This window comes from Kineococcus indalonis, assembly GCF_009906395.1.
GTDB lineage: Bacteria > Actinomycetota > Actinomycetes > Actinomycetales > Kineococcaceae > Kineococcus > Kineococcus indalonis.
Genome location: NZ_JAAALM010000011.1, coordinates 12,970 through 24,440 on the forward strand (window position 1 = coordinate 12,970; position 11,471 = coordinate 24,440).

Genomic DNA, 11,471 nt, shown 5'->3' on the forward strand with positions numbered 1-11,471 from the left:
GCCCCGCGGTCGGCGCGCAGGGCAGCGGCCCGGCGGCGACCACCGGGCCCGGCACCACCGCGTCCGGCACCACCGCGTCCGGCACCACCGCGTCCGGCACCACCGCCCCGGTGCTGCTGAGCACCGAGCCGACGCCGGTGCAGGAGCCCGTGCCGGCGCCGGCGGCGGTCGTGCGCGAGACCACCCCCGCCCCGGCACCCGTGCCGGTGCCCGAGGTGGCCCCCGGCGCGGCCGGCCCGGAGGTCCTCGTCGTGGGGGCCGGCCCGGCCGGCATGACCCACGCGCTGGAGCTGGCCCGCCGCGGGGTGCGGGTGCGCCTGGTCGACAAGCGCCCCGACGCCGCCACCCGGGCCGACAAGGCCATCGGCATCCACTGCCGCACCATGGAGATCTGGGAGCGGCAGGGCATCGTCGCGCAGGCGATCGACGCGGGCACCTGGCTGCACGGGCAGACCGTCTTCGTCAACGGCGTGCAGACCCACCAGGCCGACTTCTCCGACCTGGACGTGCCCTACGCCCACCTGGGCCTGCCGCAGTACGAGACCGAGCGGCTGCTCACCGGCGCGCTGGAGGCCGCCGGCGTGCGGGTCGAGCGCGGCCTGGAGCTGCTGACGTTCGCCCAGGACGACAGCGGCGTCACGTGCGTGCTGGGCACCGCCCACGGCGAGGAGGTCGTGCGCACGCAGTACCTCGTCGGCTGCGACGGCGCCCACAGCGCCGTGCGCTCCGGCCTGGGGCTGACCTTCGAGGGCGGGCTGTCGATGTTCCCGCAGCTGTTCATGCTCGGCGACGTCGACCTCGACTGGGACATGCCCGCCGGTCACCTGCTGCGCTTCGTGCGCATCGAGGAGGACGGCGGCTTCACCGGCATGCTCGTGTGCGTGCCGCTGAAGGGCCGCAACCGCTACCGCGTGGCCACCATGGCCCCGCAGCGCTTCGTCGACGCCGTGGGCACCGGCGTGGTGCCCGCGGGGTTCTGGCAGGAGTACGACCCGCCGAGCCTGGGCGACATCCAGGAGGTCGTCGACGAGCTGGCCCCCGCGGGGACCACGGCCGGCAACCTGCGCTGGTCCTCGATCTTCCGCATCAAGCACGGCATCGTCGACCGCTACCGCGAGGGCCGCGTCTTCGTGGCCGGCGACGCCGCGCACCTGCACCCGCCGGCCGGCGGTCAGGGCATGAACACCGGCATCCAGGACGCCTGGAACCTCGGGTGGAAGCTGGCGCTGGCGGTGCGGGGCCTGGCCTCCGACGGGCTGCTGGACAGCTACGAGGCCGAGCGCCGGCCCGCCGGGCGCGCCATCGTCGACCGCGCCGTGAACCTGGCGTTCACCGACGAGATCGACATGGACGATGCCCGGGAGCAGTTCCTGCTCGAGATGCAGATGACGATGAACTACGCCGGCAGCCCGCTGGTGGGGGAGTCCCTCGCCGGTGCGGTGGACGGCCCGGAGCCGGGGCACCGCGCCCCGGACGTCACGGGCCTGCGCCGGTTCGGCGTCGCGCACGAGCTGCGGCTGTTCGACCTGCTGCGCTCGACGCGCTCGGCGCTGCTGCTGCACGCCGACGCGGGGGTGGACGAGGAGGGCTTCCTGCAGCTGGAGAAGCTCGCCGACGCCGCCCGCACGGCGGCCGCCGGGGAGCTGGACGTGCACCTGATCGTCAGCCCCGACGCCGTCGTGCCCGCCTCGCTGGGGCTCGGCGTCCACCGCGACACCCGCGGGGCCTACCGCGCCGCCTACGGCGTCTCCGGCGCCGCGGCCCACGTGGTGCGACCCGACGGGCACGTCGGCTTCCGGTCGGTGCCGGCCTCGCTGCCCGCGGTGCTGGAGCACCTGGCGCTGGTCTTCGCCTGAGACCGGTGCGCGGTGCTCGCCACGACGGGGTGGCGGACGAGCACGGGTGCGGCGGCCCCCTGGCGGGGTCGTCGCGCCCGTGCTCTCGTCCCGGGGGCGACGAGCCCGGGCCGCAGCTGCTGCGCCCGCTGCTGCCGCCGGCGGTGCGGGTGGTGGAGGTGGACCGCGAGGCCGCCGCGGGTGAGGCGGGGGCCTGGCCGCAGGAGCTGGCGGCCGTGGCGGCCGCGCGCCCCGAGCGCCGCCGGGAGTTCTTCACCGGCCGCTGGTGCGCCCGGGCGGCGCTGCTCCTGCTCGGGTGCGACCCGGTGGCGCTGCCGCCGGGCCCGCGGCGCGCCCCGGTGTGGCCGGAGGGTTTCGTGGGCAGCATCACGCACTGCCCCGGCTACCGCGCCGCCGCGGTCGCGCGGCGCGCGGAGGTGGCCGCCCTGGGCGTGGACGCCACGCCCCACGAGCCGCTGCCGGCCGGGGTGCTGGAGCTCGTCGCCGACGCGGGGGAGCGCGCGCAGCTGCGCGCGCTGGCCGCGCGGCTGCCGGGCGTGCACGCCGACCGGGTGCTCTTCAGCGCCAAGGAGTCGCTGCTGAAGGCGTGGTCGGCGCTGGACGGCGGCTGGCCGGGCTTCTCCGGGTTCCGCGTGCGCCTGCACCCGTGCGGCGAGTTCAGCGCCGAGGTGCTCGCGGCGGGTCCCGTGGCCGCGCTCACCGGCCGCTGGGGCCTGGAGGGCGCGCTGGCCGGGACGGCGGTGGCCGTCCCGGCGAGCACGGTCCCGGAGGCCACCGCCCCGCAGGCGGGCGAGCCGGCGCAGCGGGTGCCTCACAGCCGCTGAGCGCCCTCCAGCTGCGCGTAGCGGCCGCCGGCGGCCAGCAGCTCGTGGCGGTTGCCGCTCTCGACGACGCGGCCGCCGTCCAGGACCACGATCCGGTCGGCGGCGCGCACGGTGGCCAGCCGGTGCGCCACCACCAGCGTGGTGCGCCCCCGCATGAGGCGGGTGAGGGCCTGCTGCACCGCCGACTCCGCCTCCGGGTCCAGCGCCGAGGTCGCCTCGTCCAGCAGCAGCACGCGCGGGTCGCGGATCAGCGCGCGGGCGATGGCCAGGCGCTGGCGCTGGCCCCCGGACAGCCGCGCGCCCCGCTCGCCCACCACGGTGTCCCAGCCCTGCGGCAGGGCGTCGACGAACCCGGTGGCGTTGGCGTCGGCCAGCGCGCGGCGCACCCGCTCGTCCTCGACGTCCTCCAGCCCGTACGTGACGTTCTCGCGGACGGACCCCTCGAAGAGCACCGGTTCCTGCGGCACCACCGAGACGTGGCGCCGCACGCTGCGCAGGTCCAGCGTCGCGGCGTCGGCGCCGTCCACCAGCACCCGGCCGGCGGTGGGGCGCACGAAACCCAGGACGAGGTTCAGCAGCGTGGACTTGCCCGAGCCGGAGGGGCCCACGAACGCCACCGTCTGCCCCGGGCGAACCTCGAGGGTGACGTCGTGCAGGGCCCCGCCGTCCGCGCCGGGGTAGCGGTACGACACCCCCTCCAGGCGCAGGTGGCCCGAGATCGAGCGCACGGTGCGCCGGCCCGCGTTGACCTCGAGGTCGGGTTCCTCCAGCACCTCGGCGATCGAGCGGATCGACTCCAGGCCGCGGGCCCCCACCGGCAGCAGCACCAGCAGGTTGGTCACCGCGCCGGTGAGCAGCGTGAAGTACGAGGAGAGCTGCACCACCTCGCCCGGGGTGATCCGCAGCGCCCCGCTGAGGGAGGCGAAGGCGGCCAGCACCAGGCACAGCACCCCCAGCAGCTGCATGCTCACCCAGGACAGGGCGGAGAAGCGCCCGTTGAGCAGGTCCAGCTGGAACCCGGCGTCGCGCACGTGGCGGGCGCCGTCGGCCACGCGCTCGGCGGCGGTGCGCTCCAGCCCGTGCGCGCGGGTGATGGGCATGAGGGTGGCCATCTCGCCGACCCGGGCGGAGAACCGCTCCACCTCCCGGCGCAGCTCCTCGTTGCGCCGGCGCGAGCGGCGGCCCAGCACGTGGCGCAGCCCGACGGCGATCGGGATGGTCAGCGCGTAGAAGGGCAGGAACTGCGGGATCGCCACGGCGGTCACGACGACCGCGCCGACCACCACCATCAGCGCCGACAGCAGCGGGTGGGCGATCTGCTGGAACATCAGCTCGACGTTCTCCACGTCGCGCACGACCTTCGTCTGCACGATCGCGGAGCTGACCCGGGTGTGGAAGCCGATGGAGAGGTTCTGCAGCCGGTCGGTCAGCGCGTTGCGCAGGTCCACGCCGATCGTGCGCACGGCGCCCATGTACCGCTTGGTGTACTGCACCATGTTCGGGTAGTTCTGCAGCAGGGCGACGACGGCGAGGGCGGTCCACAGCCACAGCTCGCGCAGCGGACCGCCGGCGACGAGGACGTCGATCACCCGGCCGGTGATCACCGGCATGAGCCACAGCGGCGTCTCCTTGACCGCCATGAAGCACACGGCCGCGGCGACGCGGCGGCGGTGGGTCCCCAGCAGGCGCAGGGCGGAGCGGAACGGCTGGTCCCCGTCGAGCGGGCGGCCGGCGGGCGGGGCGGTCACCCGGGCATCGTGCCACCGCCGCAGCCAGAGGGAAAGCGCTTGCCCTCACGTGTCCGGGACCGCTGCGAGCAGCCCCGGGCACCTGTCGGGGGAGACGCCGCGGTGCTGTCCGCGTTCTCGCGACCACGTCCCGTGATCACCCGAACGGCCCCTTGACAGATCATGGCGAGAGGTTCCCTGGGACTGGCGACCTTGCTACGGTTCACGGGCGGCCAGGGGCGGGGCCGCCGCCCCGCACCGCGACGATCCGTTCGGCGTGAGCAGCACCCTCACCACCGGAGAACGCGATGACTGCACCTCGGCGTCCCCTCAGCACCCTCCTCGTCCTCGTGACCGCGCTGAGCGCCGCGGTCACCGCACCGGTCGTCGCGGTGAGCACCGCGGCCCCCGCCGCGGCCGCGCCGCCCACCACCGCGCAGATCGACTTCGCACCCGCCGGCACCGCCGTCCCCGGCGGCTGGACCGCCGACACCGGCCAGGGCTACACCACCGCGCGCGGCTACGGCTGGGTCGCGCCCGCCTCCCAGACCGCGGTGGACCTCACCGCCGAGACCCGCCAGCGCACCGGCACCGGCACCGCCTCGACGTTCATCCACCTGCAGCGCGCCGGCACCGACGGGCTCGTCGTGGCCGGCGGGCGCTGGGAGTACCAGCTGCCCGCGGGGGTCTACGAGGTCGGGGTGGGCGTCGGCGACGCGTGCACCACCGCGAGCGGGACCTCCTGCTACCTGGACAGCACCCACCGCATCACGGTGGAGGAGGTGATGGCCGTGCAGGACTTCCGGCCGACCTCCACGCAGCGCACCACGAGCGCCACGCGGACCGTCTCGGTCACCGACGGCCGGCTCACCGTGGACGCGATCGGGGGCCTGAACACCAAGCTCACCTGGGTGACGGTCAAGCCCTCGACCGCCGCCCCGACGGCACCCCAGCCCCGCACCACCGGCACCCTGCCCGCCGACGGCGCCACCGGCGTGCGCGTGGACACCTCCGTCAGCCTGGCCATCACCGCCCCGGTGGAGGAGACCACCATCGCGGGCGCGGTGCGCCTGACCGGCCCCTCCGGGGACGTCCCGCTGAACCTCAACAGCGACGCCGCCGGCGGCACGATCAGCTTCACCCCCGCCCAGAACCTCGCGGAGAACACCAGGTACACCGTGCGCACCACCACGGCGCTGCGCGCCCGCGACGGCGGCGCGGCGTTCCCCAGCTACGTCAGCGCCTTCCGCACCGGCACCACCGCCGCACCGCTGTCGCCGTACTCCTTCCGGCGCGCCGCGACCACGGCCGTCGCCAAGCCGTCGGCGATGGCGCTGGGCCCGGACGGCCGGCTCTACGTCGGCACGTACACCGGCCAGCTGCTGCGGTACACCCGCGGCGCCGACGGCACGCTCGGCGCCGCCGAGTCCGTCAGGCCCTTCGGCTCCAGGCCCCTCACCGGCCTGACCTTCGACCCGGCCGACCCCACGGCCCTGTACGTCACCAACAACGACCCCGCCCACGAGGACGCCCCGCGCTCCTCGGGCAGGATCTCCCTGCTGCGCCTGAGCACCGGCGGGGCGCTCAGCGCCGCCACCGCCAGCGACGTGGTCGTCGGCCTGCCGCGCTCGCGGTACGACCACATGACCAACGGCACGGCGTTCGGCCCCGACGGCAGGCTCTACGTCGCGCAGGGCGCCAACACCGCCTACGGCGGCACCGACGACTACTGGGGCGACCGCGGCGAGCAGCCGCTGGCGGCCACCGTCCTGGTCGCCGACGTGCGCGACACCGCCCTGTTCCGCCCCGGGGTCCCGGTGAACGTCAACACCGACCCCCCCGGCACGCCCTCGGCGCCCGGCTCGGCCCCCGCGGTCGGCTACCGGCCCGGCGCCGCCGGCGCCCCGGTGCGCGTCCACGCCTCCGGCGTGCGCAACCCGTACTCGCTGCTGTGGTCCAGCAGCGGCCGCCTGTACGCGCCGGTGAACGAGTCCGCCGACGGGGGCAACACGGCCGCCTCGCCCAGCGGCACGCCGCCGCGGCTGCTGAACCTGCCCGCCTACAACGACTACCTCACCCGCATCCAGGCCGGCAGGTACTACGGGCACCCCAACCCCTCCACGGGCCACTACGTCCTCAACGGCGGCAACCCGACCTCCGGCGCCGACCCCTGGGAGGTCCGGCAGTACCCCGTGGGCACCCAGCCGGACCCGCTGTGGACCGCGCCCGACCTGAACCTGGGCGTGCACCGCTCCGCCAACGGCGTGGCCGAGTACCGCAGCAGCACCGCGTTCGGCGGCGCGCTGCGCGGCCGCCTGCTGCTCACCGAGTACTCCAACGGCGACGACCTGCTCGTCGTGACGCTGGACGCCTCGGGCAAGCCGGTGTCCACCGCGGCCGTCGCCGACGCCACCGACCCCGGCCAGCGGCTCGTCTTCAACAACCCGCTGGGCGTGGTCACCGACCCGGTCACGGGGGACGTGTACGTCGCCGAGTACCTCGCCGAGACCAACCTCACCGCCGGGCGCATCAGCGTGCTCAAGCCGTCGGCCACGACCCAGCCCACCACGACGTCGGTGAGCGTCAGCTTCCGCCCGTCCAGCTCCGCCCCGCCCGGCGGCTACACCCGCGACACCGGTGCGGCCCACGACGGCAGCACCGGCTGGCAGGACCTGCTGGGCAACCCGCTGAACCTGACCGCGAACACCCGCACCCGCACCTCCACCCTGGCCCCCGACGCCCGCTACGGCTCGCTGATCCACGTGCAGGCGCCCGCCGGCAGCGGCAACAGCACGCCGGGCCGCTGGGTCACCGCCCTGCGCAACGGCAGCTACGACGTCACCGTCGCCGTGGGCGACCCCGGCTCGCTGAACTCCCGGCACCGGGTGGTCGCCGAGACCGGCACCGTGAACCAGCAGGTCGTCGTCGAGGGCCACGTGCCCACGGCGTCCGCCCCCTGGCAGACGCGCACGGTCCGCGTCCAGGTGGGCGATGGGTCCCTCTCCCTGGACGCCACCGGGGGGGCGAACACCAAGCTCGTGTTCGTCACCGTCCGGCCCGCACCGGCCCCCTGACGGCGCAGGGGTGCGGACGGCCCGGTGGTCGCCGGGCCGTCCGCACCCCCCACCTTCAGTAGCGCAGCCCCGCGCCGAGGCGGAACAGGGGGGCGGCGCTGTCGGCCGGCACGTCGGGGAGCTGGTCCTCCACCGCCGCCATCGACGACGGCAGCTCGAAGGGCAGCTTGCCGCGCGGCTCCGCCTCGCCGCGCACGAGGCCGAGCAGCGCCTCGTCGGTGATGCCGAAGTTCAGCAGCAGGGCGTCGGCCTCGGGCAGCAGGCGGGTGAGCACCGGGGGCCGGTCGGCGTAGACGGAGACGACGGTGGGCACCTGCGCGCTGATCGCCGCGATCGCGTCGAAGTCCGGCTGGCCCGGCGCGAAGGCCAGGTTCCCCTCGTGCTGCATGCGCCCGAAGACGTACTGCGGGTGCAGGGTCTCGAACGGGGTGGCCGTGCGCGCGATCGCCACGTCCGCCTCCGCGGGGGTGGCCACGACGGTCAGCCCGGCGTCCCTGGCGGCCTGCGCGGCGATGCCGTGCAGGTACACCTTCGTGCCCCCCGCCAGCGGAAGCAGCTGCTTCTTCTTCTTGCCCTTGCCGGTGGGCACGGCGGCGTTGGCCAGCAGGACCGAGGCGCGCTGCTGCGCGGCGGTGGCCGCCTTCTGGAACGACGCCCTGCCCACGGTGCGCGCGGCGGCGGCCGGGTCCACGTAGGGGTCCTCGAACAGGCCCTGCTCGAACTTCTGGACGAGGATCCGCCGCACCGAGGCGTCCACCCTGGCCGTGGTCAGGCGCCCGGCCTGCACGGCGCGCACGATCGGGGAGGGGTCCTCCGTGCCGCCGAACTGGTCGATGCCGGCCTGCACGCCCTTGACGAAGCGCGCGTCGCGCGAGAGGCGCTCCACGCCCCACGGGGCGCCGAAGCCGGTGAAGCTCGGCTGCTGCCCGGCCGGTGCGCCGTTCAGGCACGCGCCCACGCAGTCCTCGGTGATGCCCCAGTCGCTGATCACGACGCCCCGGTACCCGTAGTCCCCGCGCAGCAGGTCGGTGAGCACCTGCCGGTTGTACCCGGCGGCGACCTGCTCCAGCGGCTCGCCGTCCACGGTGGCGCCGCGCACGATCGAGTACGTCGGCATCACGCCGGCCACCTCGGCCCCGAAGGCGCCGCGGAAGGCGTCCAGGTGGTCCTCGAACGCGGCGTCGCTGGAGAAGGTGGCGTACTTGCCGTACGGGTTGTGGCTGTCGAAACCGTCCTGCGCGGCGCCGTACCCGCCCCAGTGTTTCACGACCGCCTGCACGCCCTGGGGGTCCACGCCCTTGCCGTGCTGGAAGCCGCGCACGTACTCGCGCGTCATCCGCTCGACCACCGCGGCGTCCTCGCCGAAGGTGCCGTTGATGCGCGACCAGCGCGGCTCGGTGGCCAGGTCCGCCTGCGGCGACAGCGCCGTCGTGATGCCCACCGCGCGGTACTCCTGCCGGGCGGTGTCGGCGAAGCGGCGGGTCAGGGCCGCGTCGCGCGCGGCGCCGAACCCCAGGGGCTCGGGCCACTGGGAGAACGCGCCGGCCGGCACGCTGGCGCCGGCGACGTGCTGGAAGTGGTTGCGCGGGTCGGTGCTGATGGTCAGCGGGACGCCCAGGCGCGCGCCCTCGGCGATCTCCTGCAGCGCGTTGCTCTGCTGCGCCAGCACGTCCGCCGGACCGCTGAGCCGGGTCAGCAGGCTGGTGACGCCGCGCTGCGCGATGACCTCGCGCGCGACCGTCAGGTCGTACGCGGGCGGCCCGCCCCACGGGGTGGGGGCGGTGCCGTGCACCATCGTGCCCGCCTTCTCCTGCAGCGTCATCTGCGACAGCAGGTCCTCGGCGCGCTGGGCGGGCTCGCGCCGCCAGTCCTCGTAGCGGTCCAGGGCGCCGTCGCGGTCCAGGTCCTTGAACTTCAGCCCACCGACGCTCAGCAGCGGTGCGGAGCGGGTCTCCAGCCGCTCCTGCCGCGGCGCGGCCCCGGCGGCGAGCGGCTGCACCAGCGACGTCCCGGCGACCAGCAGGGCGAGGGCGAAGGCTCGTGCGGAACTCTTGGGAACGGTCATCACGGCTCCTACGACGGGGCGAGTCCTCCTCGCCGCTGCGCCGAGGCTAGGAGCCGGCTGTGCGGCGCGCGGGGGCTCGCCCGCCCCTGGCAGGAACCTGCAGCCCCCCGCCGCGCCGCCCTCAGCCGTGCTCCGCCAGCACCTCCAGCCGGGCGGCCACCTCGTCCGCCGCCGGCATGGCGGCCACCCGCGAGGCCGCCAGCAGGCTGCGCTCGCGGTGGCCGGGCGCCCCCAGCAGGTCCGCGACGGCGTCGCGCACCGCCGCGCCGGAGACCTCCTGCGGCGCCAGCGCGAGCCCGAGACCGCCCTCCTGCGCGGCCCGGGCGTTGAGGAACTGGTCGTGCGCGCGCTGGGGCAGGACCAGCTGCGGCACCCCGGCGGCCAGCGCCCCCAGGAACGTGCCGCTGCCGCCGTGGTGGACGACGGCGTCGACGCGGCCGAAGACCCGGTCCGCCGGCACGAAGCCCGCCAGGTGCACCGACGGGTGGGCCGGGCCCAGGTCGGCGGGGTCCAGCTCCGTGCCCACCGCCGCCAGCACGTCCACGTCCAGCGCGCTCAGCCCCTCCAGCACGGTGCGCAGCGTGGCGGCCTCCCGCGTCGAGACGGTGCCCAGCGTGAGGTACACCACCGGGCGCCGGCGCGGCCCCGGCGCCAGCAGCGCCGGCAGCTCCAGGCCCGGCTCGCTCCACGCCGCCGGGCGCAGCGCCTCCGTGCGCAGCGGCAGCGGCGTCGGCGGCTGCGGCACCGACTCCGGCCAGACGTCCAGGTGCAGCCGCCCCGCCAGGTCCCGGGGCGCGGCCCCGCCCCCGCCGGCGCGCCAGCTGCGCTCCAGCTCCTCGGTGAACCCCTCCTGCATGGGTGCCGGCATCCGCGGGCCGATGCCGTGGCGCACGGCGGGCCGAGACGCCCGGGCCGCGGCCAGCGCCGCACCGGCCGCCATCTCCTCGTAGAGCACCAGGTCCGGGGCCAGCGCGCTCAGCGCCGGCGCCAGCTCGGCGGCCACCGCCGTGGCCAGCACGCCGGCGAACATCGCCACGGCGAAGCGCCAGCGCTCCGCCGGCGCCAGGCGGCGGAAGTCCAGCCCGCCGCGCACCACCTGCTGCGCGGCCTGCTCGGTGCTCACGTCCAGGCCGTGCACCTCCCAGCCCTGGCGGTGCAGGCGCTGCGCGGCGCGGGCCCCCGTGGCGAGCACGACGCGGTGGCCGCGCGCTCTGAGGGCCTCCGCGATCGGCATCACGGGGTACAGGTGGCCGAACGCCGGCAGGGCGGTGATCAGGACGCGCACGGTGGGCTCCCGTCCGTGGTCGGTCGGAGGTGTGGTGGCCCAGGGTTACCAGTCCCGCGGGGGCGCGGCCCGCCCGGCACGGGGCCGCGTCAGGGTCCTGACGAGGGTGAGCGTGGTGCCGCCGGGCTCAAGTCCGCCCCCGCGGTGCCGAAGCAACTCCCCACGGCGCGCGTCCGCGCGCCACCGGACGCAACTCGGGGGAGTTCGCACCATGGGTATCAAGAAGGTCGTCGCCGCCGTCGGCGTGCTCGGCGCCGTGGCACTGACGGCGACCGCGCCGGCGCAGGCGGCCGAGCAGCAGGCCACCGCCACCAGTCGGGTCACCGTGTCCGGCGCCACGGCCACCGCCACCACCGCGGTGTCCGTCACGCCCGGCGCCACCGTGCAGAAGGTCGGCGTGTGCGCCCGCAGCGCCTCCGGCCAGAACGTCGACTTCCCGCTGCGCTCGGACGTCGCGCTGAGCCCGGCGGCCACCACGATCACCGCCAGCAGGTCGCTGGCGGCCGGCACCTACACGTACTTCACCTGCCTGCAGGCCGGGAGCACCTGGTACAAGGTCGGCACCGACAAGACGTTCACGGTGGGCACCAGCGGCACGGGGACCACCGTGCCGCTGGTGCCCACCGTGAACGTCTTGTCG

General features: G+C 75.9%; 6 protein-coding genes and 1 pseudogene. 4 read left to right on the forward strand and 3 right to left on the reverse strand.

Annotated features, from left to right (window positions below):
- The first annotated feature begins 110 nt into the window (after positions 1-110).
- Complete coding sequence (locus GTR00_RS01490) at positions 111-1,856, forward strand: FAD-dependent oxidoreductase (RefSeq protein WP_323132127.1); 1,746 nt, start codon at positions 111-113, stop codon at positions 1,854-1,856.
- Positions 1,857-1,861: 5 nt separating this feature from the next.
- Positions 1,862-2,680, forward strand: coding sequence for a 4'-phosphopantetheinyl transferase family protein (locus GTR00_RS01495; protein ID WP_205704811.1), 819 nt, complete (start codon positions 1,862-1,864; stop codon positions 2,678-2,680).
- Here the strand turns inward: GTR00_RS01495 and GTR00_RS01500 are convergent.
- Entirely contained in the window at positions 2,668-4,428 is a 1,761-nt protein-coding gene (locus GTR00_RS01500; RefSeq protein WP_205704812.1) for an ABC transporter ATP-binding protein, read from the reverse strand. The genes GTR00_RS01495 and GTR00_RS01500 overlap by 13 nt on opposite strands.
- A gap of 329 nt (positions 4,429-4,757) precedes the next feature.
- Here GTR00_RS01500 and GTR00_RS01505 point away from each other — a divergent pair, with 329 nt between their 5' ends.
- A complete protein-coding gene (locus GTR00_RS01505) occupies positions 4,758-7,481 on the forward strand; it encodes an Ig-like domain-containing protein (protein WP_166609892.1) in 2,724 nt (907 codons plus the stop codon).
- 55 nt (positions 7,482-7,536) lie between these two features.
- Here the strand turns inward: GTR00_RS01505 and GTR00_RS01510 are convergent, their stop codons facing one another.
- Positions 7,537-9,546 carry a glycoside hydrolase family 3 protein gene (locus tag GTR00_RS01510; protein WP_166609893.1) on the reverse strand — a complete coding sequence of 670 codons (2,010 nt, stop codon included), beginning with the start codon at positions 9,544-9,546 and terminating at the stop codon, positions 7,537-7,539.
- A 121-nt stretch (positions 9,547-9,667) separates the two neighbouring features.
- Entirely contained in the window at positions 9,668-10,831 is a 1,164-nt protein-coding gene (locus GTR00_RS01515; protein ID WP_166609894.1) for a glycosyltransferase, read from the reverse strand.
- Positions 10,832-11,042: 211 nt separating this feature from the next.
- On the opposite strand from GTR00_RS01515, the pseudogene GTR00_RS01520 reads away from it, so the two are divergent.
- A pseudogene (locus tag GTR00_RS01520) lies at positions 11,043-11,471 on the forward strand (hypothetical protein); the annotation flags it as partial.

What these genes read in the sequence shown, in the direction of transcription:
- GTR00_RS01510 (WP_166609893.1), bottom strand. Translation starts at nt 9,546, where the DNA reads ATGACCGTTCCCAAGAGTTCCGCACGAGCCTTCGCCCTCGCCCTGCTG.